We start from the raw sequence: 26,270 nt of genomic DNA on the forward strand, positions 1-26,270 counted from the left end.
CCAACAACAAACATAGCCCCGGCGGAGAATTCTCCGTCAGGGCTATGTTTGTGAAGCACGTTAACTGCTCTAAAAACGCTAGGATTTGGGAACGGACTTGTCCAGCAGCTTGTTTCTACAGGAGGAAACTTTGCCGCTATCAAGCATCCAGCGGAAGTAGGCGTAACAATCGCTTTTCGCGCCTTCTTTGCGCAGCATCTCCGCGTCGTTCATCCATACGAAGAAGACTTCTTTATCCGTGCTGAAAAATTTGAAAAACATGCGGTAACGAGAGGGCAACAGGCGTTTTATCCTGCGCCAGTCCCGGTGCTCGGTCCCAAGGGTATTCCCGAGCAGATATTCCGGGTGGGTGGGATCCTGACGCGCTTTTTCCATCCCTCTCACAGCGCCGACATAAAGCTGTATGTCAGGGTGATTGCGCAGATTCTGATTTTCCCGGCGCAGCCGTTCGATGTTCCGTTCGAGCTGCTTCAAGCGGCTGTCAAGGTGGCGGGTAATATATGCGGCCCACATATCGGCTAGTCCACGTACTGGGAAAGTTCGTCGGCAAACTTTTTCATTTCAGCCCACCGCTCGTCGCTTATTTTTGATGCCGTGCGCAGGTCATCTCCCGGCAAGGCTGCCTGCAGTCCGGCAACGGCTTTCTCATCGTTCTCGCCGTCAATGCTCAAAAGTGCTGCGGCTTGGGACAGCACAGGGCTGAAAATCCCCATTTGGGCGGCCGCATGTATGATGTCCGCCGCCGCATCCATATCGCCGATATCGACCGCGGTAACGATAAGGCTGTCGATGAATATCCAATCGTTCTGCTGTTTGCAGAGAGCCAGGCTTTCGCGGATTTCCTGGGATGCTTTTTCCGGATATCCGTGATTGGCGAGTAAAACCGCGTAATTGGCATGCACATCAAGGGAATTCGGCGCGATTTGAAGGGCTTCCTCAAAGCAGCGCATGACCGAAGCGGCATCCCCGTCAACGGACGCCAGCAGAGCCTGTAAAATAAGCGCGCATACGGGATCATGTCCCATACCGGCGTCGATAGCCCTTGTGATTTCATAGCGGTCAATATCGCCCAAGCGCCTGCCGTCCTTGATCACGGTATTGAGCTTGGCGACATATTCGTTGATCTTAAGCGCGGGAACCGGCATTGCATACCTCTCTGGCCCGGAGGATACTGTGAGGGCAGATGAAGCTCAATGAATTTTATTTTGCCCTCTGAAGCGAAGGCACGCTATGCCGCTGGCTTTCTGGCCCGCGTCCAAGCAGGCCTGCAACGCAGCGAGGGGACTCCACAATCTGTGGCTATACCGAGATGGAAAGGTAAAATAGAAAACTATGAAACAGCTCTACATAAATTTTGTCGAGCTCTCGGGGGAATTTGAATTTGTTCTCTTTTAAAAATAACAGAGCGTAAATCTTGTAAAAAATTATTTACACTTGGCATGGATACCCGCAAAGGGTCTATCTGACCTCTATTGATAAGCTCACATAGTGTTCTTGCTGAGTAGTCACCAATAACTTCTCTCAAAATTGCTTTTGCATAATGTGGACTCGTATCGCTCCCAGATAATTGAGTCTCTAATCTTGCACACTTTTGCGTTTGATAATTCTCTTTTAAGGCACATATTAACCATGCTTCAGAAGTTGGACATGGAACAATAGGACAAATATGAAAAATATTACTGTCTTGCGAAAAACAGGATGCTGTTTTTATTGAATTCCGAATTTCTGTATTTCGTCTAGTATCATGAGAGCGATTATCAGTATCGCGGAATAAGATAGGAAGTACATCATCACTCTGCTGCTGAGAGAGCGATAATGCCGCCGCCATTAAAGCGCGCGTCCTCTTTCTCCCTTCAGCGGAGTCATTTTCTCTTCCACTTGAAATTGCCATAGGCACAAGTCGCCTAGATATACCAGCAATATAAGTTCTAGGGGCAAACCAAAATTGTCCAACTGTTAGGGTAGATTCTATATGGGCTTGAATAAATTTTTCAATAAACAGTGTAATCGGACCAAGAGTCCAGCTACCAGGCGGGCATAAATCAGTGGAAGTCGCACATCCAATGTCTGTTGGCCCTTCTCCTGTAACCAAGACTAACATTATTCTAGCCCTTTTTCTTCAAGCGCGCTAATCTCTTTAGAAATTTCAGTTGAACTGGAATCAAGAAAAGCCTCTCCAGGTCCTAAAAAATCAAGTTTCTCATTGATGCCTGGAAGAGAGAAGAATTTAACTGCTCCTGAATTTCCAGCTTCCTTTCTATACATGAGAATCACAGAATCCCGTGCGATCTTCTCATCAATATAATTAAGAATAACAGGATTATGTGTTGTTATAAGTATTTGTTTGTTACAATCCATAATAAAATCTATAAGCTTTTTCATTACCTCAGGGTTAAGCCCATTTTCAATTTCATCAAAGATAATAAATGTATCAAGTGTTTCAATTTCTGTAAGAAAGGCAAGTATCCTTAATAACCCATCGCAGGTGTGTGTAGCCGATACTCTAATAATTCCAGATTCAGACTCTTCAGTAAATTCAATATCTGTCCAGCCAGCTCTCCGGGTTATTGCACGTGCCGAATGGAACCATGGGTAAATATCTTTTAGTCTAGAATTAATTTTATCTTTTTGTGCTGATGAAAGGCCAGAAAAGACACCTGCAACACGTTCTCCTCCACGCCCAATACCTCCAGAGGTACGCCGAGATCTGGCTCGAAGCTGTAAGGAATTGAGTGTGTCAAAAGAATGCATTCCTCTTATATACGAGGAAAATTTATTAGCTGTATTCCCATTTTTGATAAAATTTTGTTTTAAATGAGCTAAGATAGATCCTTCGAATTCATTTACAATTGGATATATGTTATTATTACAAGTAACTTTTCCTTCAGAAACACTGAGAATGTGTTCACCATCAATCAGCATTTTTTCTGTTATACATCTTCTGAGTATTGTATTGTATGATGCTTCCCATGAAATGTGTTTTTTATCAAAACAACCTTCTAATTTAAGTGAGATCGTGCGCATTTTTTTTGATGACATAATATCAAGCGGATTCCAGCCTCGACTATTAAACCAGCTTGTGAGATTTCCCCGAAAAATTGCGCCAATGAAATCAAGGCACTGGAGTACAGTGGATTTTCCGCTACCATTATTACCAATTAAAAAAAGTATATTCCCATCTTTTGGAAAAGGAAGTGAAAAATCATTCAGCGATTTAAATTTATCAATATGAAGAGCGGTAATTCTGTCCATCATAGTTTAGCCAGTGTTTAAAATAGCTGAATGGGTCTAAAAGATGACCAGTATGAAGCTGGATTTGCCTCCGGTAGGCATTGGGCGGGTCAGGTGAAAATGCCTCTTGGCATGGGCTCCCTAACGTCAGCTACGAAGTGCAATTTATTACTGGAGAGCTACGAAAACTTTATAATCCATACCATGTGATGCATTCAAAGCCAAGCTATTTTCCCCCAGAGGACGCGACGAAAAACCTCTGCCGCTCCTACGTGTCTCCTGCGTACCAAGACTTAGGGCCTCCGCTCTGGTCCATTCCGTCGCCTCACACTGCCGCAAATAAGCTCGCCCCATGCATCACCGGTGACATGCTCATTCCGCAGCGCTCGGCCCTATCTCTGTCGGTGCACGGCGCACCCGGCTCAACACTCACAGACCTGCCCATGGCAAGCTCAATTCAGCAACCCGCGCACTGTGTCGCCATAAACATCTACCTGCGCGTCCGGCACGGCCTCCCGCACGACGCCGGGCCTGTTCAGAAGCGCGCTGATCACCACTCCGGCGCAAAGCAGCAGCATGACCAGCGCAAACACCCCCAGCACGGTCTTGTAATACGGCTTCGCGGGCGCTTCGCTCCTGACGCCCCGCGCCATGCGGCGCAGCAGCCGCCACAACAGATGCAGCCCACCCAGCGCCGCCAGAGGGGCCGCGGCGCAGAGCGCCAGAAAAAGGGGAAAGTTTCTGAACGCGTGAAATTCCCGCCCGAACACCTTGGCAATCATTTTAAAAAAAGCTGTCAGGGTTTGGTCAATCTTTTCATCCAGGGGAAGACGGTCATAGGGGATGGCGCGTAGGTCTTCCGCCGGCGTGATTTCGCAGTCAAAATTCATGGAATACTTTTTATTTATTCTGGCGCACTCAGCCGGGTCGGGCTTCCGTCTGGCCTCAATGGTATACGAAAAGTCCGGGGCCGGGCCATATGCGCTCGTTTCAGTGCCCACATACGGCCTGTGGCTGTTCATAAAGAGAAAAATGAAGAACCCGCCCATTACTGCATCATGCGGCGGCGCTCATCCAGATATAGGGCATGGTTATATGCGCGCCGCACACTGTCGCGTTCCCCCGTGGGCGAGTTGTGCCTCGATAATGTCCGACCTGTACCCTTGTTCGTTGAGCAGAGTAGAAGCCATGCTCCGGAAACCATGAATTGTCATCTCCCCCTTAGTGTAGCCCATACGCCGCAGCGCATTGAGCAGGCCCATATTCGACATGCAACGGGTCATGGTGAAGGGGGAGGGAAACAGCAGCAGGGATCGCCCCGAATATTCGCGTAGGGATTCAAGCAGTTCTAATACTTGCCGGGCCAGCGGCACAATATGGGGGCGGCGCATCTTCATGCGCCCGGCGGGGATGAGCCACTCAGCCCTGGCAATGTCTATCTCTGCCCACGCGGCCCCGCGCAACTCAACGGAGCGGACGAAAAGGTAGGGGAGGGTTTGCAACGCATGGCGGGTTACAGGGTCGCCCTGATAGCCGTCGATGGCTTGGAGCAGCCGTCCTATGGCTGCCGGGTCGGTTATCGTTGCGTGGTGCCTGTCTTTGGGGATTGGGGGCAAAGCTTCGTGCAGGCCCGCCGCAACGTCGAATTTTGCATATCCGACAATCCGAGCATATCTGCAAATTTTCCCCATAAGTTGGGTCAACCTATGAGACATTTCAACAGCACCCCGGCTCTGTGTGTGCCGGACCGCTTCAAGGATATGAGCAGGCTCCAGGGTTGCAAAGGGGATGCTTCCAATGAACGGGAAGATATGATTTTCCAACCGTGAGAGCAGTTGTTTTTTATAGCCCTCGGTCAATTGTGTTGTCTTTGTCGCAAACCACTCGCGCGCCACGGTTTCAAATGTCCTGGTTTTTTCTTCCGCAATGACAACGGCGGCGGCTTTGACTTCCTTTTTGTGCTCGCTAGGGTCTACGCCGTGGGCCAGCAAGGTTCGCGCCTCATCCCGCCGCTTGCGGGCCTCTTTCAAAGAAATGTCTGGATACACGCCTAGGGCCAACGTTTTTTGCTTGCCGCCGAAGCGATATGCCAAGCGCCAATACTTCCCGCCCTTGGCGTAGACATGGATATAACGCCCGCCGCCGTCCGCCTTTTTCAGTGTGCGGCCCGTGGCCTTCAATCCCCTCAACAGCGTGTCTGACAGTGCCATATCGCCCTTGTTGGTACATTGATGGTTGGTATGTGCGGCTTCCGTTTTATGCCAACACAGGTACCAACGAAAAGGCGGCTGTCAACGTACTTAGGCGGAAGCAGGCGAACCCTTAAAAAGCGAAAATCCGCTCAGCACAAAGGCTTTGCGGACTTTCATGAACTCTTATGAACCTTGTTTGGCGGGGACGCATAGGAGTCGAACCTACCGCAGACCGTAAAGCCTGCCACCGGTTTTGAAGACCTATCACCCCGCAGCATAAAGGAAGACTTGTTTTTTCCGTACACCTCCAGAGGAAAAACCTTTTGGAGGCGTTATGCTTACGTTAGATGAAGCCTGGAACAGCTATCTTGCGACCCGCCACCTGACCCCATACGGGTATTTGACGGATATGAGCCGTTACCGTGTCCATCTGCAAACTTATTGGCACGGAAAAACTCTAACGTCAATAAAAACCCTGGATATTCAATTTTATACAAACCACCTGTTTGAGAAAGGACTTTCTCCGCAAACCGTCAGGCTATGCCTTGGCCAGTTGCGGCGCATCATGCGTCGCGCTCATCGGTTAGGGCTACTGGAAGGCCAACTGCCATATTTTGAAATGCCCCCAGCCGACAGCGTGCGTTACCGTTATCTTGAGCCGGAGGAGGCCACTAGTCTTTTGCAGGTGTTACGCAATCTCTCTCAGCTTTGGCATGACATAGCCTTGCTTTCTCTTAATACAGGAATGCGGGCGAGTGAGATTTTTTCTTTGCGTGGAGCCAATATAAATGTTCCACAAGAGAATATTATTTTGCATAAAACAAAAAATCTCAAGCAGCGTATTGTTCCATTGAATAGTCCATCCCTAAACATTGTAAAAAAATATCATAGAAAAAATGCAGAGCTTCTTTTTCATCAGGAAGAAAGCTCTAATAAGCAATTTGTAAAAATATCAAAAAAATTCAGAAGAGCAGTTGAGATAAGCGGATTAAATGAAGGCATTATAGATAATCGTTATCGTGTTGTTTTTCATACTCTACGTCATACATTTGCAAGTTGGCTTGTGCAGCGTGGAGTATCATTGCAGGTTGTCAGCAATCTTTTAGGACACAGCTCTGTTCGCGTAACTGAACGCTATGCGCATCTTGCGCCGGATCAAGGCCGAAATGCTCTTAAATTTTTGCCTTGTATTTCATAGTATTACATATCATCAATGCAAAAAATCGCAACCTTCTGCAACTTTCTGCAATTGTGCTGACAGCTTTTGCGGAAATTTGTTAATAGTTGCAAAGATAATCAATGCAGAAGAAGACAGGACAGGTAAAGTAACGTCACTTTTCAAGTGACGACTTTACGTCCTGCCCCCTCAACGCCGGGGGTGGCTTGCTTATTCGCCTTCGGCTCAACGCTAAAAACAGGGAGAAAATCATGGAAGACAGCCAGACCAACGAACAGGAAATCACCACGCAACCCATTGAAAACATTGTTGAGATTAACGACGGCAAGATGTTCACCACGTCGCTGACCGTCGCCAATGCCTTCGAGAAGGAGCACAAAAACGTGCTTCAGGCGATTGAAAATTTGGAGTGCTCGAAGGAGTTTCTAGAGCTGAATTTTCAGCTCTGTAATTATTCCAGTGAGTTAGCACCAGATGGGCGAAAATATTCCTTTTATCAGATCACCCGCGACGGCTTCGCCTTCCTGGCCATGGGCTTCACGGGCAAGAAGGCGGCCTGGAAAGAGAAGTTCCTGGAGGCGTTTAACGCGATGGAAGCGGCGCTGCTGGCCAGACGGCCGGAAGAACCGAGGCCCATTCTGGAAGAAGAGGAGAAAGCCATCTCCCCCAAGGAGCGTAGTCGTTTCTTCAGGCCCAGGCGAAAAATATCCAAGAGCGACGCTAAAGCCGTGCATGGTTTGCTCCATATGGAGTCATTTGTTCAAGAAATGACCTGGGATGAAGCTGTGGCGCGGTTTTGCGAGAAAATGCATATTGAAAGGATTGAGGATTTGCCCCAATCCGATTTCATGGAGGCCATTACCAATACTTTTAAAAAGCTTTTTTTCGTGCACACCTGGGAGCGTCAAGAGAGCAATCCGGCTTCAGTGGAGTTGAGGGATGCTTTTCAGGGGATGCTGACTTTCTGGCGTCAGGTGACCGACTTCTCGGAGACAGATATTCGCAACTATATTCTTAACCGTTGTGGTGTGGATAGCCTGGACGACATTGTGAGCGAACGGGACACCCTCAAGGCCCTTTTCGTTCTTTGGGGAGGGATTGCCAATCATACCTTGGAAGCGCGGGTCTGGTAGCATGCCGGAAGAAAAGAAGCCCAAACGCACGGAACGGCTACAAGCCTATGTGACGCCGGAGGAGTTCACTCTTATCATGGAGTCCAGCGACCGGGCCGGGCTGAGCATGTCGGAGTTCGCCCGGCGTGTGTGTCTGGGCTTCCGGGTGGAGAGCCGGGAGGACCAGCAGGCCCGGCGGGAGCTGCTGAAGGTCAACGCCGATCTGGGGCGGCTGGGCGGCCTGCTCAAGCAGGCTCTGGCCACCGGCCATAAGGAGCAGATTTACGGACTGCTCCATAAGATTGATCAGCTTCAGGCAAGCCTGAAGGCCAGGATCAGGGCGCTATGATCAGCAAGCGGATTCCGTGTGCCCCTAAAAATGATAACTACGCCCGGCTGGCAAATTACATTGCCGCCGGGCGTGAACATGACATGCAGCAGGAGTTTAGCGATGGACAACGGCACTATGATCCGCAGCGCCACTTTGAAACAGGTCAAGGCATTGCCGGAAACCGCATGCGTCGGCTGTCCGAATGCCGTCTGGCATCTTACTCGCAAGGACAGGAAAGAGGAGCTGCGGATTTTCTGCCTGCTGATGCACGCCTTGATCGACGCGCCGATGGCGGCGTGCGACGGCACGCTGATCTTCCCGAAGATGTAAAACCTGAAAAATGCCTCATGAGCTGGTGCGCCGGGTGCTGGGCCGGGGACGATTACGAGCTGGCCATCCAGGAAGTGGCCGATACCCAGGCGCTTAATACGCGCACCACCCAGGAGAAAACCTATCATCTGATTGTGAGTTTCCGGCCGGAAGATGAAACCAGGCTGACGCCGGAAACATTCAAGGCCATTGAGGAACGCTTTGCCCTGGCTTTGGGGCTATCGGAACATCAGCGGCATTGCGGCGTCCACGTCAACACGGAAAACATGCACATGCACGTCGCTTATAATCTGATCCACCCGGAAAAGCTGACGCGCGTGGAGCCCTGGCGGGACTATATCAAGCGCGACAAGCTCTGCCGGGAGTTGGAGAAGGAATACGGCCTTGTCATCGACAACGGCCGGGATAAGGCCCAGGAACAGGGCCTTGGTGAAAGGGCCGCAACCGTGGAGGCGCACACCGGCCGACAGTCTTTTGAGGGCTACGCGCGCGACCAGGGCGAGGCCATTCTGGCCATATTGGAAAATGCGCGTTCCTGGGAGGACGTGCATTGCGCCTTTGCCCGGCATGGCCTGGAGCTGAAGCCGCGCGGGGCCGGACTTGTGGTCAAGGACCGACATGGGCGGCACATGGCCAAGGCCAGCGCCGTGCATCGGGATTTATCCCGGAAGAAGCTGGAAGCCCGGTTTGGAGCCTTCCAGCCATCCAGGGGAGCAATGCCGGAAAGCGAACGACGCTACGGCGCTGATCCGCTTCAGAAGGCACCGAACCGGAATCAGCTCTGGCAGGAGTTCCAGGAACAGCGCCAGGTCCAAAAAATAGGCCTGGAAGATATCCGCCGGAAGTGGGAGCAACAGCGCATGGACTTGCAGCGCAGGCCCATAGCGCGCAGGACCAGGGCTAATCTTATGAAAATGGTCCGCCAGTATGAAGCGGAAGAAATCCACGCCGCGCGCGTGAACCAGGGCGCGGGCAACTGGCTTGATTTTTTGCGGCAGAAAGCCGCCCAAGGCGACGAAACCGCCCTGGCCGTCTTACGCTCCAGAAAAGAGGAAATCGCGCCGGAGATAACGCAGAGTCGCATGCAGGCCCGCGCGGCCTATCTGGCCAGCAAGACTGCAATCCTGGAGAATGCCGAGCTTTCCACCAAAACAAAAAACCGCCTCATCAGCGTCGCACTGATGGAGAGCCTGGCCAGTGGAACCACGGCCAGGATCAGCAAGCTCGGCAGTATCATCTATACGCTCCCCGATGGCGGGAAAATTTGCGACACCGGGCGCAGCATCAGCTTCAGCGACGGGGCCAGGGAAACGGCCCTGGATTATATGACTGCCAAGTGGAGCGTAAAGCGAAGGCGGGTGTCTCTGGACAGGGACACAGGCGATCTCGTGTACACGCTGGACAGTGGCCAGAAGATCTATGAGCGGAAGGGGCGGAATGTCTTTGAACGGCCCGCCGTTGTCCACCGGCAGCGCCAGTTGGAGCGGGAGCGGCCCAGGAACCAGGGTATGGAGCGGTAACACGAATCGTCTTGCCGCGGCAGCCTGGCCAACGAGCGCCGGCGCGGCTGATCCGGCCGGCACGGCCGAGGCCTTCATGATAATAACTTACTATGATATCTTGATTTTCAAAATATAGCGTTTCCTAGACGGCGCACATGAAAATTTTTCTAGGTAACACGAATTTCAAAAAAGCCAGGTTCAGATGGACAGCAGGAAGAAAATCATCATGTCGGTATCCAGGTTCTTAGACGACCCGGCTGCGTGGTGGGAAAAGCGAAAATGGGCGATTGCTCTTGGTGTCGTCACTGTGACCTTGTTACACGCCCTCATTGACATGGGCATCATTGATCTGAGGGCCACGTTTGTTTGGCTGGCCATCTGGACCAACCCTCTTACAGGGCTTTTTCTCTTCTGAAACATCTTTTCTGCATTGCCGGGCGTGGGTTTGCCTGCTAGGCTGACCCGGCACGGCTACCCTCTGGCCTGAAAGCGTCGGCACGGCGCAAACGGAAAAAGGAGGGCACAGCCATGCGGAAACTTGTTTTCGCTCTGCTTGTCGCTGTGGCCCTGGTCCTCTTACTGACGTCTGACGCCAGATAAGAGTTGACCCCGGCCCATTAGCGGTGGGCCGGGGTCGAAAAAAGGAAACCGTGTCGGTAGCCGTGCACGGGGGCGCTAACCGCGCCGTGCCAGCCCCGGTATCTGTCCCCACAGATGCCGGGGTTCCCTTTTTAGATAAGGCAGTAGCGGGTGAATGTCCAGCCCGGCCTAGCGGGCTCAGACCCAATTTATATTGTGCAATATAAATTCAACAGGCAATAGACTTGGCAATGTAGCCGCCCTTTAGTTGATCCGTACCCACCTTGTGCCTGTCCAGGGTGGGCAAGACACGTTAGCCTACCCGGAACTGTTCGTTCTTATGGGCAGCCAGGTGCCGGATTTGAGGGGGCTGTTTCTGCGTGGGCACGGGGGCAAGAGCGCTGCTCTGGGAGTCCAGCAGGGCGACGCTATACGGAATATTACTGGTGGCTTTGTCCCAGGCAATCAATATGCAAACGCGGGCATTAAAAACACTTCAGGGATCTTTCGACCTGGAGGAGCCTTTGGACGCAATGACTTCCGGGAATCAGGAGCAAACAGCTCCCCGGATGAAGTTATTCTCGACGCATCCCTACAAGTGCCCACAGCCGAGGAAACTCGCCCGGTGAATCTGGCTGTGCGCTACCTGATCCGCGCCAAGCCCTGATGCTTGCCAAACAGGCATGGAGACGTTATCTAAAAAGGGAACCCCGGCCCCTGCGCGAACAGGAACCGGGGCTGGCACGGCGCGGTTAGCGCCCCCGTGCACGACTACCGCAGCGTTTTTACCTACGGCCCCGTATCAGGTGTAAGCTGATACGGGGCCAGCCTCATCTAAGGCCGACTATCGCCCCGCAACAGCAGGGCGAGAAGTACCAGCAACACCAAGACGGCAAAGCGTCTCATGTGATGGCACCCCCTTTGATAGTTTGCGCCGTGCCGGGCGCAGATCAGGAAGGGGGTAGCCGTGCCCGTTCCTTATATCCACATTCATCCCGCCCGGCAACGCTTTGCCGAGCAACACGGCGCGTACCCGGAACTGTCCGCGCTTCTCGGCGGCCAAGTGCCGGATTTGAGGGGCTTGTTCCTGCGTGGCCACGGGGGGAACAGCGCTGAATTAGGCTCACCTCAGGGGCATGCCATGCGCGACATATCTTCAGCGGGCAGCATCAGCGTAGGGTTCGGAGGGTATCTGACAGGAAATGGGATTTTTAAGCCTGTTGGTAGTCATGGCGTGGTTGTCATTAGGGGCTCGTGGGACGGCAATTGGGGGAGCACTGCTTATGGACTTGATCTTTCTGCCGGTGGTGTACCTGTGGCCAATGAGGTTCGGCCTGACAACCAAGCGGTACGATTTTTAGTCCGCGCCCGCCCGTGAATTATGCTCTCCGCGTGCCACCCGGATTTTTGGTCAGAGTCCGGGTGACTCGCAGGAGTAACACGAATGACCTTGCAGTCGCTGATCCGGAACCAGGTCGGCCGATTCGCTAACTCGCTGAAATTTAAGATGGTGAGATTTTAGGCCAGTAGCACGAAATTACAAAATCCCATCCCATTTCCTTATGGCCGGGCGCGGACAAGGTACCTAACCGCCTGATTGGCAGGGCGATTTTCTTCAGCGGTCGGAACGACACGAGAGAGGTCAAAGCCGACGCCATTACCGGACCAAGTACCGTAAGAGCTGCGAATATCTTCAGCGCATCCGCCCGTGCGATAGAAAACCCCACCGGCTGAAGCGGAACCGTGTTGGCCGAAACTGCCGGTTATATTTCGTATGGCGTCACCTTGCCGGACGCCCAGCGCTGCCGAGTCGCCCCCGTGACCACGAAGAAACAGCCCCCGCAGATCGGGCACCTGGCCGCCCACAACCGCGAACAGTTCCGGGTACGCGCGGGGCTGACTGGCAAAGCGTTGCCGGGCGAGAAGAATCCAGATATAAGAAGCGGACACGGCTACCCCCTATGCGTCGGCACGGCGCAATTTCCCGGCAACGCCGGTAAAGGGGGTATCAGCCATGTTGCGTCTGCTTTTGACCACGCTCGTCGCGCTGATACTCGTCCTGCTGCTGGCTTCTTCAGCCAGATAGCAGTTGACCCCGTATCAGGTGACGCTGATACGGGGTCGAAATAAGACTGTAACCCGGTAGCCGTGTAGCAAAGGGGCGCTCACGCGCCGTGCCAGCCCCGGTTCCTGTTCCCGCAGGGGCCGGGGTTCCCTTTTTAAATAACGCCTCCATACCTGTTTGGCAAGCATTAGGGGTGGGCGCGGATCAGGTAGCGCACAGCCTGATTAACAGGGCGGTTTTCCCCGGCTGTGGGTACAACTCGGGAAGCGTCAAATATAACTGCCGCTCCAAACTCTCGTTTTTCATTTGCCGCACCATAGGGAGCATAACCAGCATCAGCAAATGCCCCATCATAACCGTTCCACGCAAATTGATCATCAAATCCAAATTTTCCAGTAATATTCCGAATTGCGTCCCCCTGCTGAACGCCCAGGGCAGCGCTGTTTCCGCCGTGCCCACGCAGAAACAGCCCACGCAGATCGGGCACCTGGCCGCCGAGAACCGCAAACAGTTCCGGGTAAACTGACGGTGATATGTTTTGTCCGTTACATTCCAGCCAGTTATCCATATCTTCCGGATTCTGGCCAACTGGCCACGCGAGGATCATTCCGACCGGGACGCCGCCGGAGCCTTTGGCCTTAACTTCCACCCTCGTGGGATCAAAGCTGGTGGCGTCAGCGCCGTGGATCGGAGAGGACGCCAGAAGGGGCAGGAGGAAAAACAGCGCTGCAAAAAGGCTTAAAATGCGTTTTTTCATGTGGGGGCTCCTGATTGTCCAAATCGGTTACTTGCAGCGCAGGGTGTATTCTTTTTCCTGCGCTGAGTAGTCCAGTTTGCATTGTTTACCATTGAGCCAGAGAGTAAGCGCCTCAATGTCCAGAGCCATGTCGCCCATATCCGCGTTGAGCGAATAAACGGCAATCGCCTTGTCCTGGTCGCCCCCCATGGCTTTCGGCGGCCTTTCCGGCGTGAATGTCACCTTGCGGATGTTTTTCAGATTCACGGAAGACGGGCCATAAATCATTCCCGTATAGCGGATGATCTTTCCCTGGTGGAATTCAATCATCTCCGGGGAGGACGGGAACGCGATCTGAAGCCTTTCGGCCTTGATGGGAATGTTTTCGAGCATGTAACTGAGACAAGCCCCGTCAAAGCCCGGCCCTGTGACCACCATCCAATCACCGAAATCAGAACCCTCCGGCGGACTGGAAAAAACCTTGGAGACAGCCGCATGCGCGGACATCGGCACGCTGACCAGCAGGGGCAGCAGGAGGAATGCCGCGCAGAGAAGGGAAAGAATACGGTTTTTCATGGAGTCTCCTTAATTATTTTTCTATTGAATAATTTTTCAATGTAAATAATTTTTTATTGTAAAAAATATTTGCATGAAAATTGTTATATATTGTCCGGCCTTGGGTGCTGGGCCTCTAGAATTTTCTGCATCCGGGGCGAAAGGAGGTGTTTGAACTTCCAGGCGAGGCGGATCACTACGCGCTCCTGGGCATTATCGAATTCTCTACGTATTTGCGCCTCAGTCAGCGATAAATCCACTTTTTTATTTTCTTCTTTAAAAGCCGTAATCATATAGCGATCCACTTCCGGGTCGCCAGAATCGTAAATATCGCCCAGAAACAATTCAGGCTTCTTCCGGCTGATTCTTTTTCTCTGGTTCTTCATCGTCGATCTCCTTTTGGCGTTCTTCTGCTTTGAGAAATAGTTTGACAATGTTTAATCCTGCTTTTGTGTATTCAGGATCGGAAAATCTTAATTTGCGTTTGTTCAAGTGGAAGTGTTCTTTTCTATTTACCTTGATAAGATTGTTTTCGTTAAAATTTGTTTTGTCTCCATCAGCAAATATGATACAATATCCGTCTGGTACTGGCCCGTTCTTTTGCTCCCATAAAAATCTTTGCTTTGGAATCCACCCTTTTTCTGTTTTTATAAGGTATCCATCCTTACCAAGGTGTTCTGTGAATAACGGTTGATCAAAAGTGACTCCATTAAAAAATCCAAGGCTGTAGCATTTATTTTTCAAAATACTTTTTGAGATGTTGACAGAAAAATATTTATTGAATTGAACTGTTAATTCATTATATTTCATATTTTGTATATTTTTTTTGATGAACTTAATCATTTCATCGGTAAATACAAATTGTTCAGGAATTTTTTTACCTTTCCCGTTATATATATTATGGTAAATACAAAAAGATTTTATTTGTCGAACTGATTTATTAGTTTTAAATTTTTCATTAACTATTTTTGTTATTTCACTGTAGCTTAATCCTGATATGATATCTTTTATAAATTCTTTAATCTCGTTGTCATATCTAACTTTTTTACATAGTTCATTATCAAAGCAAACTCTCTTAATAGCCCGAATAGATTTGTTTTGTCCAAATCTTTTGTTAAATTCTTTTGTGAGCTCAATATATTTCATTTTCTCTTTATGCTCACGAAGAAAGCTGATCATTTCGTCTGAATACCTGAACATAGAATTTACTCCTCAAGAATTTCAGGCAGTATCTTGTTCCCGATCAGCAGATTATTAGCCGCCACCCTGGACCGGATTACAAGGGTGTTGGCCGCTATGATCCGGCCTGCAATTCTGCTGATGGCCCTGGTACGGCCAGCTTCATTCTGAATATTCTCCTGGGTCTCTTCTTCGTCATCTATGGGCAGCTCTGACAGATGATCCAACTGCTTCCGAATCGCTTTTCTGGCCTTGCCCTGATTGTGGATAGCCTTCTGCATTCCGTGCATTCTGTTGGGCATTCTGAATACTCCATATGAAAAGAATGAGGGCAAGGCAGACGCCGGGATCAGACGGATTCCGGCGTCTGCCTTGGTCAGGCAACACCCCTTATTGCCGTGTGTCCGCGTCCGGCCCGTAGTCCGCGCCGAGGATCGAGGGCAATATATTATCTCCCCGGACGGTGTTGTCCGCGGCGATCCTTGCCCGCAGCATCAAGTCACCGCTATTGATAATGCGGTCGGCTATATGCCCCACTGCCAGCGAGCGCTTGATCTCTTCTTTGAGAGCCTCGCCCTTCAGATTTTCGTCTCCAAGGCGCTCTAGCTCGGCAAAGAGATGATCATTCAGGTTAATGATCTTGTTCTTGGCCATGAGGTTTTTCTCCTTGCGATTAGGCGGTGGGAAGCGTGTCGGATTGTTCCAGGGAATGCACCAGGCTTTCCAGGCATTCGCATTGAGCCTGAAAGCATTTCTCAACGTCAAGGTGGCGGATCAGGAGCATGGGGGCCTCGTCCCTGATCTGCTGGAGCAGCATCATGTTTTGCGGGATCAACTGCGCGAGCTCTGCCTTGAGGCTGAGCATTCTGGAGCGGGCCAGCTCCGCCTTCATGGCTTCGCCGTTCAGGTTTACATTGCCGAGTCGCTCAACCTGATCAAGAAGCTCTTCATTGATCTTCTGGTGGTTAATCTGAGACATGGGCATTCTCTCCTTTGTTTTTCTTGATATTTGTAATGTAGTTTTTCAGAAATTTAATATAACTTTTTTTATCGTCTTCACATTTCACCTTGATGCCAACTATCACCACGGCTTTTCGTAAGCAGGAAGAAATATTGAGTATGCATATTCCTCTTCTTAAATTACGCGTGGCATCTTCAATAAATTTATTACCAATCTCCTCCTGTTCATCTAGGTAATCCTCTATTTCTCCTATGATGGCATTAAGCTCTATTTCTTCCGACGACGCATCGAAGTTTTCCACGACTTACCTCCTACCCGGAGCCCCGCAGAGCTCAGTTGTTATTTGTGGGTCCAGCAAGTCGAGGAGCCGAACCAGATTAACCAGGAACTTTTCTTACTCATGGGCTTAGTCCTTCTTGCTCTGACTTTTGGCTGCACTTTCCACGCGCGCCCTTTCAATCTGATCCCGTAGCGACGAAGCGACACTGCCCTGGCGCAGGCCCTTCTCGTGATTGGCTTCTCGGCTGGCATTCCAGAGATTGCTGGCCGTGCCCCTGACCATGCCGCCCACGCCTTCCGCGCCTTGGGCCTTGGCAGCTTGGGCGGCCCGGCCTATATTGGCGACGCCGGAGCCAGCGGCCATACCAACGCCAGCAAGCCCGGCCCCCATAGCCATGACCGTGGAGGTCAGGGCCTGGCCGGAGCTGACGTGCGAGCCCTGGATGATTCCGGCCACAACATCGGGAAGGGTTTTGACGAGGCAATAAAAGATTACGCAGAAGCAAAGAGTGACGCCGATCTCTCCCCACGTAACCGTTTCCACCATCTTAAGTTTCATGATAAAGTTTATACCAACACCCATAACAAGTTCCATTGTCATGAGCTTAAACGCTACCGCGAAAACATAGCGCAGGGCGTTGATTGCATAATCTCTAAGGAATGACGTTGCCCCAAGGCCAAGAAGGACGGACGAAGCGCACATGGCGATGATGCACTCACATTTGATAAGAATTATTTGTAGTGTTATGAGTGCAAAACAAAATAATATTGCAATTCCGGCCAATATGTATGTTAGCGACTTCGCCGGAGACCAGCCGTCACACAATGCAAATAAACTCTGTGCTAATTCGAGGCCAACAGTAAACGGTTTGTCAGAGGCATCAACGAGGTTTGTCGCCTCACCTGCTATAGACTTTAACCCATTAATGATATTCCAAGTCCAAGTGTGATAATTATTGATAACTGCAAGGAAAAATCCAGCAGCAAGCAGTACAAAGCAAAAATTCTTGATCGTTTCGCGTATGTCAGAAGACCCAAGAGACATTTTTACACCAAGCCAAGCCACTTCAAGCACTGCACACCAGTAAAAAATGACCTTTGCATACTTGAGCATAACATTTTCATATTTTGATAATCCCTCATAAAATGTTGGGACAATTTCTGATATGACAGTTCCGCCTTGTGGGGCTGCATAAATTGTACTACTATCAATAAAAATTAAAGAACAAAGGAGTGATACTATGAAAAAAAATATTCTTATAATTTGTGTATTTGTATTTTTATTGGCCATATCAAATACTTCCTTCGCATTTAATTTATATGGTTGGTGGAAATCTGACGAATGCAATTCTTCTCTTCGAATTATTAAATTTGATGAAGGCTATTTTCATAAAGATAAATATAAAAATCCATATAAGATATTAAAATCATCAAATAATATGATAGAAGCTTTATTTGAATTTACTCCAACATACAGTGATAAAGTGGTTATAAAAATAAACAACGATGACAATATCACAATTTCATATCCATCAGAAGATACATTTACATATAGACGCATTACCGATGACACTTCCATCTCCAAAGAAAAAGCAATGGAAATGGCTGGAAAAAACTAGAAAGGGTCAGGATACGACGTTGTATCCAGCTTCCCAACGCCGTCTATCATTTGCCGATGTAGTTCCTGCTCCATTTGATCTTCCTTCTCTGCCTTCACTTGGCCCGCCAAGTCCGATTGAACCTTAGTCGCTATGAGTTCGCGGAGTTGGCGGGCTTCCTGTATCTGGAGCGCCGCAAGCTGATTTCCGGCCATGAGCGCCTTTTGCTGGCCGTCAGGCGAGGAAAGCAGCTCGTTCATGTAGGCTTCCAGTTCGCCGGATTCTTCCAGGTCTTTGAGCTGGCTTCCTGAGAGCTGGAAAGTCGCCCTGGTGGACTCGTCCACCCGGCGGCTCCAACTGTCCCAATTGGTCCGGTAGGTAGCACCGCCCTGGGAAAGCATGTCCCTAGGCAGACCGGCCAGTTGCTTGAACTCGTCCTGGGTCTGGTAAAGAGCGTCATAGACGTTTCCCAGCCCGGCGACATCGTTGCGCAGGGTGTTCAGCGCGCCCGTGATCTGGCCGACCTTGGAGAGTTCGGAAGAAATCTTCCGAATAATATTCGCGGGCAGCATGACGGTATTCTGCACCATATTGGTGTACTGCTCGATGTTCTGTTGCACCATCTGAAGTTGGGCGGCGGTCTGTTCAATAGCCTCGTCATATTCCTTGAGCAGCGTTTTGAGCTGTTCAAGGCTGGTGGCCTTCTCAATGGCCTGCGTCACTCTCGTGCTGCAATTGGTGCAGTATACCGTTCCGGCATAGGCGTTCAGAGGAGCGGAAAGAGTCAGAAGACAAATCATCGACAAAGAAATTCTCATGGCTTTTCTTCCTGGAGTTGCCAACGGTTCAGGCCGCCGCCTACAGAATATCCGCCTGCTCAACGCAGGAAAGAAGCTGGTTCCAGTACCTTTTCAGCCGGGCCTTCACCGCGATGGAAGTGGAACTGCCGTTGATCCCCGCCTCGAAACTTTGCCGCTTGGCCAGAAGGTCTTCCAGGTCTTTGCCGATCAGCGCCCTGTTGCCTTCCGGCAGCCGGATCAGGGCATGGAACTGGTGCGAGTGATCCTTGTAGATTTTGAAGTCCTCGAAGCTCATTCCGTCCATGGAAATCTCCCCAAAGAAGGAATTGAGCCAGATCACCAGTGGTGAATCGGGGAAGCCCCGTACCAGCTGGACAAGTCCTTGGATCGTATCGCCCAGGGCCTGGCCGCCGGTGATGATGGAATGGAAAAAGACCGTGTGCCCGGCATCGGCCAGGAGCGACAGCACATCATTTTCTTGCAGATACGCGCCCAGGGCGATGAAGGAGGAAGCGCCGTTGTCAACGATGACGTGCGAACCTTCCGGGGCGTTTACAAGCGCCTCAAGCAGGACATCGAACTTGCGGGCGTCAATGTTCCCGTCCCTCATGATGGCGAGCGTGGTGACATTGAACTCCTTGAAAGCCGCCAGCGTGGCATTGACCGGGTCCGTGTCGTAGGCGATCACGTCTTTGCCGAAATGCCGCAACGACTGGTACAGAAAGGACGCGACCATGGATTTTCCCACGCCGCCTTTGCCCTGCAAAATGAAGTGGACTGTCGCCACCGCGTACTCCTTGTGTTCAAAAAATTTCATCAGGATCGACTTTCACCTGACCAAAGGGGGCTTTTTTTTCCACCCCTGCTTTTCTGGGGCCGCTCCTGGCCGGGGCGCTTTCTTGCTCTGCCGTGGCCGGGGGGCTGGCGGTCTTGTCGCTGGAGGCGGCCCCGGAAGGCTGTTTAGCTGGCAAAGACGCCGCATTGTCTTCAGCGCTCTTTGAGCTTTCAGGGGCCGGAGCTGACAAGTCAGAGTGCTCCGTATATTTTTCTCTTCTTTGCTCCATTCTTGTGAATAGTCCGAGTGCATACCGCCTGAATGTGTCATAAGACATTGTAATTTTATGTGACTCATAGAAAATTCTGTAGGCGCTACGGAAGGAATGTCCTTTTTGAAAGAGGCCTTCCGCATTTTTTTCAATAGCCAAATATTCAATACGTGCTTTTCTAGAAGTCGGCATTTTCATTGAGCTATTGCTGTTTCTCTCATAGGAGTGAAATTCCAGTCTTTGAGAAAGGCCAAAACTTCCTTACTTGTATCTGCTTGTTCCGCATGCGGCGCTTTGCCCTGGCGGTGGAGCAGGGACCACAGACCCCAGGCCGGGCCGCGCTTGCGCTGGCCATCGGCAAAGCGCGAGAGAAAAGCCTCAAAGACTGGCCGAGCAGCCTCCAGAGCCGGATCAGTCCGGTGCTGATCCTCCAGGCGCTTCATGCAGCGCCGGACCTCTTGGGCTTGCTCCGGCGTCATGGCCTGCTTATCCACTGGCGATGCCGAGGCCTCGGGCGCTTCATCCAGCCAGCGCCGCCCACGGAGCCAGTTGACGAGGTACGGCACAAAGCGGCCATGTTCCCGGTTCCAGCTCGTCGAGGACCGGAAGCGATCCAGGGCCGCCAGCAAGGAGTCCAGGGCCGGAAGCTCGCCACGCCGCCAGAGCTGATGCCATACGGCGCGGGCCTGTTCTTTGGCTTCATTGCGCGGGTAGGTCGCGCAGAGCCGTTCAAAAGCTGAATTACTCAGAAGGAAATCCCCCCCACCCCCACGGCCTTTTCGCTCCACTATTCCGCTGCGTGACGTTTCATGTTGTTTTGACGTTGGGGGGTAGGGGGGAAATTTTTCTAGATTTTTCCTAGAATTATTTATGTAGCCAAAGTTTGCCTGGGGGTGGTCAAAGTTTGACCCCCTTCTGACCGGAGCGGCGGAGGCAGTGGACGCCGCCCCGGTACGGGGCCGCAGCAGCACATAGGTGGAGGACCGGCAGGCCGCGCGGCGGATGGTCAACAGCCGGGCGCGCACCAGCTCGCCCAGCCAGTTTTTGATGCTTGAAACGCAGTAGCCCAACTCCTGGGCCAGGAATCTATGAGATGGCCAACAATGGTCTTTATCGGAAGCGTGATTACAAAGAAGCGCGTAAAGCATCTTTGCACCGGGAGAAATGTTTTCCCGCAGCACAAATGCCGGTAGAATAGGGCCGGTGATCTGACCCTTGGGGGTGAAAGTTTCCATGTCTGTCTACTCCAGACAGGCCCGGAAAAAGCGTAAAAAAGGAGAGCGGAGCTTGACGCCGCGAAGCCTCTCGGCTAGAGTAGAACTCACAAAATTTGTGGGTCTACTCCCCACAGATGAGCCTACGTGTTCCACCACGTAGGCTTTTACTTTTTCCGGCCTATGCTTTTCTCAAATACGCTCCTGCGCTTGAGTGAATCCGGGCGGCTGGCTCGTCAGGCCGTGGGTTCCGATCCCACGACGACGCTGGCCGCAAAAGCGCCAGCGTTTCGCCTTCCAAAGACAGTATTCAGTAACATTTGGCCCTTTTCAGCTACCTTTCAGATTCAATGTCGGCCTTAATAGGTCCGTACTGCGCTTCCATTTTTTCAAGTATTTCTCTGGCGCAGTCTGCCCATGCATCAGCGGAAACAAACCAGTTTGTTTTCATCTTTTCTGCCAACTCGCCGCTTTTATGTTGTGTTATGACCATCTCACTAAAAGTTTTCAGGGCCTGAAGAACAAAGGGCTGAATAATCGCACCACGGCGCGAAAACATCATCAGGTCTCTGACAAATTCGTCATTTGTTTTTTGCTTGGGCAAGATCATGCTCCTTTGAACATCGCAAACCTTTTCCACGACGACGCTGGCCGCAAATGCGCCAGCGTTTCGCCTTTAAAATTCTTGCGCGGCTTTACGGACACTCGAATTGCCGACGTAAACGATAAGGGGGCTGCCGCTGGCGCTCTGTCTGTCCAGTCTGACGCGGTAGCTCCAGTCACCTCCAGGCATACAGGACAGCAGCCTGTATTCGGCGTCCAGGCAGGTGCCATCTTCCCATGCGGGGCTCTTGGCGCGCGGATTAAGGACCTGTACGCGGGTGCCGGGATAGGCGGCAGGCTTTGGGATCGTGCTTTCTTCAGGCATTGATGTTCTCCTGTTCACGGCTGATCTTTACAGTTCAGACGGCAGCGCTGTTTCCTCGAATGCGCCCAAGGCGTCCGCCAGATCAGGATCGAGCGGCACGGCAAAGCCTTCCTGAGCTTGGTTAAAGGCATCCGTGGCCACGGCGTTCATTATACCTTTATTCATCATTGCTTCCTTCATGGATTTGTTCTTTCAGCTGGTGGAGTGCGCAGGCTGCTGCACAGGAGGCCTGCCGTTGACTCAGGCCAAACTGTTCGAAAATGCCGTACAGTTCCGCCACAACTTGGGGAAGAGGCTCAAAAAATTTCTTGTAATCTTCATTAATGTCAGCAGCTACAGCGTTCATCATGTCCTTGTTCATTGCTCCCTCCTGTCCGTTAGACAATGCGGATAAACTTTCATTCCATACAACGATGCGACCTTATCCACGGAAGTAGTAAAATGCCGTTCCCCCTTTCCCGTGCGGACCCATTGTGGGTCCAGGTTGAACTGTTCCAGTAGCGCCAGCAGGATTGCCGGGCTGATTTCCCCACGGCGGCGGCTGTCGGAAATGGCAGCTTGGCGGACTCCAATTCTCTGGGCCAGTTCCGCTTGCCCGGCGTAGCCGGTGGCTTTCAGGATTCGGGAATAAGCATCGGAAAAGGCGGCTTCCATTGCTGTTCTCCTTGCAAAACGGTGAGAGAGGGGGCGCTTGTCTGTTTTGAGGCCAAAACGAAAAAAACCTCTTGAAGCTGAAGCCTCAAGAGGTTTTTCTGTTCCAGTCGTCTGGAACCAAAATTCTTTGGAGATGTACGGATGTGTGTTTCCTGGCGGGGACGCATAGGAGTCGAACCTACCGCAGACCGTAAAGCCTGCCACCGGTTTTGAAGACCGGGCGCCACACCGGTGACGACACGTCCCCCCGCCGCAGATCTGCGGACCATAAGCGAAAAGCGTCCGCTCCGCAAGGACCGTTGCAAGGGGAGGGATGAAAACGCCGTCCGGGCAGGGCAGACGCATCTAAAAAAACGCGGCCAGCGTATTTCTAATTTAATTATTTAAAATAGTTAATACACGCTACGGAGTTGGGTAAAGCCACCTTTGCTCCGCCGGAGCGAAGCGTAGGCGGATGGCTGGTGCCGGGAGAATCCTAAAAACTAAGATTTTTCGGCGCTGGCAAGGAAAATGGTGCTTTTTGCGCGGAATGTACTCAAGTACATGAGCAGCAAAAAGCGCCAGATGACGCCGCCAGCGCCAAAAAGGCTGGTTTTGACGGATAATCTCGTCAAACAAGAGGTCAGCAAAAGCTGAAATTAGATGCGTCTGCCCTGCGCCGTCCGGGACCGGGCCATTGCCAAGCCTACAGGTAATATTATACTCTATAAAATAGGCACTGCCGGAACGGCCCCGGTTTATCTGATTTGACACCGGGCGCATGCAGGTAGTATTTTCCCGCCCCAGGCCGGACATGGAACCGGCTTTGGCCGCGCCGCTCGGCGCGTTGAAATCGTAACGGAGGCAGCGTTGAATCAGTTCAGTCGCAACCTGATGCTGTGGGCGATTATCGTCCTGGCGATGGTCATGCTTTTTAATATGTTCCAGCAACCGCAGGCCGGCCTGCAGCGGGTGCCCTACACGGAGTTCCTCAACAAGGTGGACGACGGGCAGGTACTATCCGTGACCATCCAGGGGCACACGCTCACGGGCAAGACCTCGGACAACAAGAGCATCCAGACCTATGCCCCGCAGGATTCGGGCCTGGTCAACCGGCTCATTGAGAAAAAGGTGGAAATCAAGGCCGAGCCGCCGGAAGAGTCCCCCTGGTATATGACCCTTCTGGTTTCCTGGTTCCCCATGCTGTTGCTCATCGGCGTCTGGATTTTCTTCATGCGCCAGATGCAGAGCGGCGGCGGCAAAGCCATGAGTTTCGGCCGTTCCAAGGCGCGTATGCTCAATCAGGACAGCACGCGCGTTACCTTTGCCGACGTGGCGGGCGTGGATGAGGCCAAGGAGGAACTTTCGGAAGTGGTGGAGTTCCTCTCCAATCCCAAAAAGTTCACCCGCCTGGGCGGGCGCATTCCCAAGGGCGTTCTGCTGGTAGGCCCTCCCGGCACGGGTAAAACCCTGCTGGCGCGCGCCGTGGCCGGTGAGGCCGGGGTGCCGTTCTTTTCCATTTCCGGCTCGGACTTTGTGGAAATGTTCGTGGGCGTGGGCGCTTCGCGCGTGCGCGACCTCTTTGTGCAGGGCAAGAAAAATGCGCCCTGCCTGATTTTTATTGACGAAATCGACGCCGTGGGCCGCCAGCGCGGCGCCGGGCTGGGCGGCGGCCATGACGAGCGCGAGCAGACCCTGAACCAGTTGCTGGTGGAAATGGACGGTTTTGAAAGCAATGAGGGCGTCATCCTCATCGCGGCCACCAACCGTCCGGACGTGCTGGACCCGGCCCTGCTGCGGCCCGGCCGTTTCGACCGCCAGGTGGTGGTGCCCACGCCGGATCTGCGCGGCCGCCGCCGCATTCTTGAAGTGCACACCAAGCGCACGCCCCTGGATTCGGACGTGGACCTGGAAGTGCTGGCGCGCGGCACGCCGGGCTTTTCCGGCGCGGATCTGGAAAACCTGGTCAACGAGGCGGCCCTGCAGGCGGCCAAGCTGAACCAGGACAAGCTGGACATGCGCGATTTTGAATTTGCCAAGGACAAGGTGCTCATGGGCCGTGAGCGGCGCAGCCTGATCCTCTCGGACGAGGAGAAGCGGATCACCGCTTACCATGAAGGCGGCCACGCCCTGGCCGCCCGGCTGCTGCCCGGTTCCGACCCGGTGCACAAGGTCACCATTATCCCGCGCGGCCGCGCTTTGGGCGTGACCATGCAGCTGCCCGAGGAAGACCGCCACGGTTATTCCCGCAGCTATCTGAAAAACAACCTGGTGGTCCTGTTGGGCGGCCGCGTGGCCGAGGAACTGATTTTCGACGACATCACCACCGGCGCGTCTAACGACATTGAGCGCGTCACCCGTATGGCCCGCAAGATGGTCTGCGAGTGGGGCATGAGCGAAGCTGTGGGCACGCTGTCCATCGGCGAGACCGGCGAAGAGGTCTTTATCGGCCGCGAATGGGTGCAGAACAAAAACTTCAGCGAAGACACGGCCCGTCTGGTGGACGCCGAGGTCAAGCGCATCGTGGAAGAAGCCCACAGCCGTTGCCGCAAGCTCCTCCAGGATAATGAAGAAATCCTGCACCGCATTGCGCGCGCCCTGCTGGATCGGGAGACCATCACCGGCGACGAGCTGGATCTTCTGATGGACAACAAGGAACTGCCGCCCCTGGACGTCAACGGCAAGCCTCTGAAAAATTCCCCGCCCGACGCTCCGAAAAGCCGGGACAAGGGTGGCGATTTCGTCCTGGAACCGGATACCGAGGCAACGGAGGCTCCCGGCGACACGGCGGAAGCCGACAAAAAAGATACGGCCTTGCCGTCGGATGGTCAGACGCGCCCGGAAGAAGACGCATCGACCGCCCAGACTGATCAGCCTGATCAGGCAGGCCAGGCGGGGCAGGAAGGTCCTGCCGACCATGCGGATCGGAACAAGCGGTAATGAGCGGGGCGCGCCCGTGCCGGGCGCGCCCTGGCTGTTGAGCGGGGGCAGGGCGCTGACGGCGTCCGCCCCTTTCGGCGTCATGGGCATTGTCAACCTGACGCCGGACTCCTTTTATGACGGCGGCCAGCATGCCGCCCCCCATGCGGGCTTGGCGCACGCCCTGCGCCTGCATGCCCAGGGCGCGGACATTCTGGATCTGGGCGCGGAATCCTCCCGCCCCGGAGCGGCGGAGCTGAGCCCCGCTGAGGAACTGGCCCGCCTTTTGCCCGTGCTGGCCGGTCTGCGGCAACGCGCGCCCGGCGCGATCGTTTCCGTGGATACCTATCACGCGGCTACCGCTGTTGCGGCTTTGGAGCAGGGGGCCGTGATCATCAACGACATTTCGGCCTGCGCCTTTGATCCGGAGCTGCTGGACGTGCTGGTTCAGTACAAGCCGGGCTATGTGCTGATGCACAGCCGGGGCCGTCCGGAAAATATGCAGCGCGACCCGCGCTATGACGACGTGCGTCGCGACGTGCTGGAATTTTTTGAACGTCAACTGGCCCGCCTGACCGCCGCCGGGCTGCCGGAAAACCGCATCGTGCTGGACCCCGGCATTGGTTTCGGCAAGACGCTGGAACATAATCTGGCCCTGCTGTCCCATCCGGAGGACTGGCTGGTTTTCGGCAGGCCGGTGCTCATGGGCCTGTCCATGAAATCCGTGTTCGGCGGCCTGCTGGGGCTGCCGCCGTCAGCGCGGGGCACGGCCACTCAGACTGCCACGGCCCTGCTCTGGAGCCGGGGCGTGTTCTGGCACCGGGTCCACGATGTGGCCGCCGCCCGCCAAAGCCTGGCGGTGGCAGCCGCGTTTTCTCCCGAGAGCTGCCCGATTGAATAAAG

Annotated in this window: 33 protein-coding genes, 1 tRNA gene and 1 other RNA gene; 9 read left to right on the forward strand and 26 right to left on the reverse strand. The window is 52.8% G+C overall.

From position 1 onward, the window contains the following. Positions 1-78: 78 nt before the first annotated feature. The 6 genes from HMPREF0326_RS14210 to HMPREF0326_RS14225 form a co-directional block, all read right to left on the reverse strand. A complete protein-coding gene (locus tag HMPREF0326_RS14210) occupies positions 79-513 on the reverse strand; it encodes a type II toxin-antitoxin system YhaV family toxin (RefSeq protein WP_008686457.1) in 435 nt (144 codons plus the stop codon). Positions 514-518: 5 nt separating this feature from the next. Continuing rightward, positions 519-1,145: a tetratricopeptide repeat protein gene (locus HMPREF0326_RS14215; RefSeq protein ID WP_008686455.1), complete on the reverse strand. Its 627-nt coding sequence runs from the start codon at positions 1,143-1,145 to the stop codon at positions 519-521. A gap of 185 nt (positions 1,146-1,330) precedes the next feature. Further along, positions 1,331-2,101 carry a hypothetical protein gene (locus HMPREF0326_RS17075; RefSeq protein WP_008686453.1) on the reverse strand — a complete coding sequence of 257 codons (771 nt, stop codon included), beginning with the start codon at positions 2,099-2,101 and terminating at the stop codon, positions 1,331-1,333. Continuing rightward, positions 2,101-3,255, reverse strand: a complete 1,155-nt coding sequence (locus HMPREF0326_RS16415; RefSeq protein ID WP_008686452.1) for an AAA family ATPase — start codon at positions 3,253-3,255, stop codon at positions 2,101-2,103. The genes HMPREF0326_RS17075 and HMPREF0326_RS16415 overlap by 1 nt, the downstream gene beginning before the upstream one ends. A 428-nt stretch (positions 3,256-3,683) precedes the next feature. Next, entirely contained in the window at positions 3,684-4,121 is a 438-nt protein-coding gene (locus HMPREF0326_RS14220; protein WP_147568343.1) for a hypothetical protein, read from the reverse strand. A 201-nt stretch (positions 4,122-4,322) separates the two neighbouring features. Further along, positions 4,323-5,441 carry a tyrosine-type recombinase/integrase gene (locus tag HMPREF0326_RS14225; RefSeq protein ID WP_008686448.1) on the reverse strand — a complete coding sequence of 373 codons (1,119 nt, stop codon included), beginning with the start codon at positions 5,439-5,441 and terminating at the stop codon, positions 4,323-4,325. 316 nt (positions 5,442-5,757) lie between these two features. Here HMPREF0326_RS14225 and HMPREF0326_RS16420 point away from each other — a divergent pair, with 316 nt between their 5' ends. The 6 genes from HMPREF0326_RS16420 to HMPREF0326_RS17090 all read left to right on the forward strand — a co-directional run bounded on the left by HMPREF0326_RS16420 (position 5,758) and on the right by HMPREF0326_RS17090 (position 12,584). Next, a complete protein-coding gene (locus HMPREF0326_RS16420) occupies positions 5,758-6,621 on the forward strand; it encodes a tyrosine-type recombinase/integrase (RefSeq protein WP_008686445.1) in 864 nt (287 codons plus the stop codon). A gap of 230 nt (positions 6,622-6,851) precedes the next feature. Beyond that, positions 6,852-7,733 (forward strand): Rha family transcriptional regulator, encoded by an 882-nt coding sequence (locus HMPREF0326_RS15665; protein ID WP_020990683.1) that lies wholly within the window; start codon positions 6,852-6,854, stop codon positions 7,731-7,733. Between the two features lies 1 nt (position 7,734). Continuing rightward, complete coding sequence (locus tag HMPREF0326_RS14235) at positions 7,735-8,061, forward strand: plasmid mobilization protein (protein ID WP_008686507.1); 327 nt, start codon at positions 7,735-7,737, stop codon at positions 8,059-8,061. Beyond that, positions 8,058-9,893, forward strand: coding sequence for a TraI/MobA(P) family conjugative relaxase (gene traI / locus HMPREF0326_RS17465; RefSeq protein WP_332248640.1), 1,836 nt, complete (start codon positions 8,058-8,060; stop codon positions 9,891-9,893). Before HMPREF0326_RS14235 ends, traI begins: the two co-directional genes overlap by 4 nt. A 901-nt stretch (positions 9,894-10,794) precedes the next feature. Then, positions 10,795-11,121 carry a hypothetical protein gene (locus HMPREF0326_RS14255; RefSeq protein ID WP_051149948.1) on the forward strand — a complete coding sequence of 109 codons (327 nt, stop codon included), beginning with the start codon at positions 10,795-10,797 and terminating at the stop codon, positions 11,119-11,121. A 1,079-nt stretch (positions 11,122-12,200) separates the two neighbouring features. Next, positions 12,201-12,584: a hypothetical protein gene (locus HMPREF0326_RS17090; protein WP_051149949.1), complete on the forward strand. Its 384-nt coding sequence runs from the start codon at positions 12,201-12,203 to the stop codon at positions 12,582-12,584. A 122-nt stretch (positions 12,585-12,706) separates the two neighbouring features. Here HMPREF0326_RS17090 and HMPREF0326_RS16430 read toward each other — a convergent pair whose 3' ends face one another. From HMPREF0326_RS16430 to trbL, 9 genes are all read right to left on the reverse strand, one after another. Further along, the gene (locus HMPREF0326_RS16430) at positions 12,707-13,276 is read right to left on the reverse strand and encodes a phage tail protein (protein WP_020990686.1); all 570 of its coding nucleotides are present in this window, start codon (positions 13,274-13,276) and stop codon (positions 12,707-12,709) included. 27 nt (positions 13,277-13,303) lie between these two features. Next, on the reverse strand, positions 13,304-13,831 hold the full coding sequence (locus HMPREF0326_RS14270) for a hypothetical protein (RefSeq protein ID WP_020990687.1): 528 nt from the start codon (positions 13,829-13,831) through the stop codon (positions 13,304-13,306). 83 nt (positions 13,832-13,914) lie between these two features. Further along, positions 13,915-14,196, reverse strand: coding sequence for a hypothetical protein (locus HMPREF0326_RS14275; protein ID WP_008686636.1), 282 nt, complete (start codon positions 14,194-14,196; stop codon positions 13,915-13,917). Then, positions 14,156-15,010, reverse strand: coding sequence for an HNH endonuclease signature motif containing protein (locus HMPREF0326_RS16435; protein ID WP_020990688.1), 855 nt, complete (start codon positions 15,008-15,010; stop codon positions 14,156-14,158). Before HMPREF0326_RS16435 ends, HMPREF0326_RS14275 begins: the two co-directional genes overlap by 41 nt. A gap of 5 nt (positions 15,011-15,015) precedes the next feature. Next, positions 15,016-15,291 (reverse strand): hypothetical protein, encoded by a 276-nt coding sequence (locus HMPREF0326_RS14280; protein ID WP_008686436.1) that lies wholly within the window; start codon positions 15,289-15,291, stop codon positions 15,016-15,018. Positions 15,292-15,379: 88 nt separating this feature from the next. Then, positions 15,380-15,643 carry a hypothetical protein gene (locus tag HMPREF0326_RS14285; protein WP_008686434.1) on the reverse strand — a complete coding sequence of 88 codons (264 nt, stop codon included), beginning with the start codon at positions 15,641-15,643 and terminating at the stop codon, positions 15,380-15,382. Between the two features lie 19 nt (positions 15,644-15,662). Continuing rightward, positions 15,663-15,968, reverse strand: a complete 306-nt coding sequence (locus tag HMPREF0326_RS14290) for a hypothetical protein (protein WP_020990689.1) — start codon at positions 15,966-15,968, stop codon at positions 15,663-15,665. Continuing rightward, positions 15,955-16,251 carry a hypothetical protein gene (locus tag HMPREF0326_RS14295; RefSeq protein ID WP_020990690.1) on the reverse strand — a complete coding sequence of 99 codons (297 nt, stop codon included), beginning with the start codon at positions 16,249-16,251 and terminating at the stop codon, positions 15,955-15,957. Before HMPREF0326_RS14295 ends, HMPREF0326_RS14290 begins: the two co-directional genes overlap by 14 nt. A 105-nt stretch (positions 16,252-16,356) precedes the next feature. Continuing rightward, entirely contained in the window at positions 16,357-17,520 is a 1,164-nt protein-coding gene (trbL, locus tag HMPREF0326_RS14300) for a P-type conjugative transfer protein TrbL (protein WP_008685185.1), read from the reverse strand. Here trbL and HMPREF0326_RS17095 point away from each other — a divergent pair. Then, positions 17,471-17,848: a hypothetical protein gene (locus HMPREF0326_RS17095; RefSeq protein WP_020990692.1), complete on the forward strand. Its 378-nt coding sequence runs from the start codon at positions 17,471-17,473 to the stop codon at positions 17,846-17,848. The genes trbL and HMPREF0326_RS17095 overlap by 50 nt on opposite strands. On the opposite strand, the gene trbJ is transcribed toward HMPREF0326_RS17095, so the two are convergent. The 11 genes from trbJ to HMPREF0326_RS14340 form a co-directional block, all read right to left on the reverse strand. Continuing rightward, the gene (gene trbJ / locus HMPREF0326_RS15675) at positions 17,845-18,645 is read right to left on the reverse strand and encodes a P-type conjugative transfer protein TrbJ (RefSeq protein ID WP_020990693.1); all 801 of its coding nucleotides are present in this window, start codon (positions 18,643-18,645) and stop codon (positions 17,845-17,847) included. The genes HMPREF0326_RS17095 and trbJ overlap by 4 nt on opposite strands. 40 nt (positions 18,646-18,685) lie before the next feature. Then, complete coding sequence (locus tag HMPREF0326_RS14310) at positions 18,686-19,444, reverse strand: nucleotide-binding protein (RefSeq protein WP_232224957.1); 759 nt, start codon at positions 19,442-19,444, stop codon at positions 18,686-18,688. Next, positions 19,431-19,871: a TraK family protein gene (locus HMPREF0326_RS17100; protein WP_147568344.1), complete on the reverse strand. Its 441-nt coding sequence runs from the start codon at positions 19,869-19,871 to the stop codon at positions 19,431-19,433. The genes HMPREF0326_RS14310 and HMPREF0326_RS17100 overlap by 14 nt, the downstream gene beginning before the upstream one ends. Further along, entirely contained in the window at positions 19,868-20,908 is a 1,041-nt protein-coding gene (locus HMPREF0326_RS16440) for a helix-turn-helix domain-containing protein (protein ID WP_020990694.1), read from the reverse strand. The genes HMPREF0326_RS17100 and HMPREF0326_RS16440 overlap by 4 nt, the downstream gene beginning before the upstream one ends. 201 nt (positions 20,909-21,109) lie before the next feature. Then, positions 21,110-21,183, reverse strand: an RNA gene (locus HMPREF0326_RS16445) — hammerhead ribozyme type II. A 38-nt stretch (positions 21,184-21,221) separates the two neighbouring features. Next, a complete protein-coding gene (locus tag HMPREF0326_RS14320) occupies positions 21,222-21,491 on the reverse strand; it encodes a hypothetical protein (RefSeq protein ID WP_147568345.1) in 270 nt (89 codons plus the stop codon). A gap of 72 nt (positions 21,492-21,563) precedes the next feature. After that, entirely contained in the window at positions 21,564-21,815 is a 252-nt protein-coding gene (locus HMPREF0326_RS14325; RefSeq protein WP_020990695.1) for a hypothetical protein, read from the reverse strand. Positions 21,816-21,842: 27 nt separating this feature from the next. Continuing rightward, positions 21,843-21,980 (reverse strand): hypothetical protein, encoded by a 138-nt coding sequence (locus tag HMPREF0326_RS17270; RefSeq protein WP_020990696.1) that lies wholly within the window; start codon positions 21,978-21,980, stop codon positions 21,843-21,845. Then, positions 21,973-22,176 (reverse strand): hypothetical protein, encoded by a 204-nt coding sequence (locus HMPREF0326_RS14330; RefSeq protein WP_008685175.1) that lies wholly within the window; start codon positions 22,174-22,176, stop codon positions 21,973-21,975. Before HMPREF0326_RS14330 ends, HMPREF0326_RS17270 begins: the two co-directional genes overlap by 8 nt. Further along, complete coding sequence (locus HMPREF0326_RS14335; RefSeq protein WP_008685174.1) at positions 22,173-22,469, reverse strand: helix-turn-helix domain-containing protein; 297 nt, start codon at positions 22,467-22,469, stop codon at positions 22,173-22,175. The genes HMPREF0326_RS14330 and HMPREF0326_RS14335 overlap by 4 nt, the downstream gene beginning before the upstream one ends. A 153-nt stretch (positions 22,470-22,622) precedes the next feature. After that, positions 22,623-22,716 (reverse strand) — tRNA-Sec (locus HMPREF0326_RS14340). A gap of 602 nt (positions 22,717-23,318) precedes the next feature. On the opposite strand from HMPREF0326_RS14340, the gene ftsH reads away from it, so the two are divergent. Then, complete coding sequence (ftsH, locus tag HMPREF0326_RS14345) at positions 23,319-25,388, forward strand: ATP-dependent zinc metalloprotease FtsH (RefSeq protein WP_020990697.1); 2,070 nt, start codon at positions 23,319-23,321, stop codon at positions 25,386-25,388. Further along, a complete protein-coding gene (gene folP / locus HMPREF0326_RS14350; protein ID WP_008685172.1) occupies positions 25,366-26,268 on the forward strand; it encodes a dihydropteroate synthase in 903 nt (300 codons plus the stop codon). Before ftsH ends, folP begins: the two co-directional genes overlap by 23 nt. The last annotated feature ends 2 nt before the right edge of the window (positions 26,269-26,270 follow it).

This window comes from Desulfovibrio sp. 3_1_syn3 (genome assembly GCF_000145315.2).
In the GTDB taxonomy this organism is placed as follows: Bacteria; Desulfobacterota; Desulfovibrionia; order Desulfovibrionales; family Desulfovibrionaceae; genus Desulfovibrio; species Desulfovibrio fairfieldensis.

What these genes read in the sequence shown, in the direction of transcription:
- HMPREF0326_RS17100 (WP_147568344.1), bottom strand. Translation starts at nt 19,871, where the DNA reads ATGAAAATGCCGACTTCTAGAAAAGCACGTATTGAATATTTGGCTATT.
- HMPREF0326_RS14215 (WP_008686455.1), bottom strand. Translation starts at nt 1,145, where the DNA reads ATGCCGGTTCCCGCGCTTAAGATCAACGAATATGTCGCCAAGCTCAAT.
- HMPREF0326_RS14220 (WP_147568343.1), bottom strand. Translation starts at nt 4,121, where the DNA reads ATGAATTTTGACTGCGAAATCACGCCGGCGGAAGACCTACGCGCCATC.
- HMPREF0326_RS14290 (WP_020990689.1), bottom strand. Translation starts at nt 15,968, where the DNA reads ATGTCTCAGATTAACCACCAGAAGATCAATGAAGAGCTTCTTGATCAG.
- HMPREF0326_RS17270 (WP_020990696.1), bottom strand. Translation starts at nt 21,980, where the DNA reads ATGAATAAAGGTATAATGAACGCCGTGGCCACGGATGCCTTTAACCAA.
- HMPREF0326_RS14310 (WP_232224957.1), bottom strand. Translation starts at nt 19,444, where the DNA reads ATGAAATTTTTTGAACACAAGGAGTACGCGGTGGCGACAGTCCACTTC.
- HMPREF0326_RS17075 (WP_008686453.1), bottom strand. Translation starts at nt 2,101, where the DNA reads ATGTTAGTCTTGGTTACAGGAGAAGGGCCAACAGACATTGGATGTGCG.
- HMPREF0326_RS14280 (WP_008686436.1), bottom strand. Translation starts at nt 15,291, where the DNA reads ATGCCCAACAGAATGCACGGAATGCAGAAGGCTATCCACAATCAGGGC.
- HMPREF0326_RS14255 (WP_051149948.1), top strand. Translation starts at nt 10,795, where the DNA reads ATGGGCAGCCAGGTGCCGGATTTGAGGGGGCTGTTTCTGCGTGGGCAC.
- folP (WP_008685172.1), top strand. Translation starts at nt 25,366, where the DNA reads ATGCGGATCGGAACAAGCGGTAATGAGCGGGGCGCGCCCGTGCCGGGC.
- trbL (WP_008685185.1), bottom strand. Translation starts at nt 17,520, where the DNA reads ATGGCCAATAAAAATACAAATACACAAATTATAAGAATATTTTTTTTC.
- HMPREF0326_RS16430 (WP_020990686.1), bottom strand. Translation starts at nt 13,276, where the DNA reads ATGAAAAAACGCATTTTAAGCCTTTTTGCAGCGCTGTTTTTCCTCCTG.
- HMPREF0326_RS16415 (WP_008686452.1), bottom strand. Translation starts at nt 3,255, where the DNA reads ATGATGGACAGAATTACCGCTCTTCATATTGATAAATTTAAATCGCTG.
- HMPREF0326_RS15665 (WP_020990683.1), top strand. Translation starts at nt 6,852, where the DNA reads ATGGAAGACAGCCAGACCAACGAACAGGAAATCACCACGCAACCCATT.
- HMPREF0326_RS14325 (WP_020990695.1), bottom strand. Translation starts at nt 21,815, where the DNA reads ATGCCTGAAGAAAGCACGATCCCAAAGCCTGCCGCCTATCCCGGCACC.
- traI (WP_332248640.1), top strand. Translation starts at nt 8,058, where the DNA reads ATGATCAGCAAGCGGATTCCGTGTGCCCCTAAAAATGATAACTACGCC.
- HMPREF0326_RS17095 (WP_020990692.1), top strand. Translation starts at nt 17,471, where the DNA reads ATGAAAAAAAATATTCTTATAATTTGTGTATTTGTATTTTTATTGGCC.
- HMPREF0326_RS14235 (WP_008686507.1), top strand. Translation starts at nt 7,735, where the DNA reads ATGCCGGAAGAAAAGAAGCCCAAACGCACGGAACGGCTACAAGCCTAT.
- HMPREF0326_RS14330 (WP_008685175.1), bottom strand. Translation starts at nt 22,176, where the DNA reads ATGAACAAGGACATGATGAACGCTGTAGCTGCTGACATTAATGAAGAT.
- HMPREF0326_RS14270 (WP_020990687.1), bottom strand. Translation starts at nt 13,831, where the DNA reads ATGAAAAACCGTATTCTTTCCCTTCTCTGCGCGGCATTCCTCCTGCTG.
- HMPREF0326_RS16440 (WP_020990694.1), bottom strand. Translation starts at nt 20,908, where the DNA reads ATGGAAACTTTCACCCCCAAGGGTCAGATCACCGGCCCTATTCTACCG.
- HMPREF0326_RS14275 (WP_008686636.1), bottom strand. Translation starts at nt 14,196, where the DNA reads ATGAAGAACCAGAGAAAAAGAATCAGCCGGAAGAAGCCTGAATTGTTT.
- HMPREF0326_RS14225 (WP_008686448.1), bottom strand. Translation starts at nt 5,441, where the DNA reads ATGGCACTGTCAGACACGCTGTTGAGGGGATTGAAGGCCACGGGCCGC.
- HMPREF0326_RS14285 (WP_008686434.1), bottom strand. Translation starts at nt 15,643, where the DNA reads ATGGCCAAGAACAAGATCATTAACCTGAATGATCATCTCTTTGCCGAG.
- HMPREF0326_RS16420 (WP_008686445.1), top strand. Translation starts at nt 5,758, where the DNA reads ATGCTTACGTTAGATGAAGCCTGGAACAGCTATCTTGCGACCCGCCAC.
- HMPREF0326_RS14335 (WP_008685174.1), bottom strand. Translation starts at nt 22,469, where the DNA reads ATGGAAGCCGCCTTTTCCGATGCTTATTCCCGAATCCTGAAAGCCACC.
- HMPREF0326_RS16435 (WP_020990688.1), bottom strand. Translation starts at nt 15,010, where the DNA reads ATGTTCAGGTATTCAGACGAAATGATCAGCTTTCTTCGTGAGCATAAA.
- trbJ (WP_020990693.1), bottom strand. Translation starts at nt 18,645, where the DNA reads ATGAGAATTTCTTTGTCGATGATTTGTCTTCTGACTCTTTCCGCTCCT.
- HMPREF0326_RS14210 (WP_008686457.1), bottom strand. Translation starts at nt 513, where the DNA reads ATGTGGGCCGCATATATTACCCGCCACCTTGACAGCCGCTTGAAGCAG.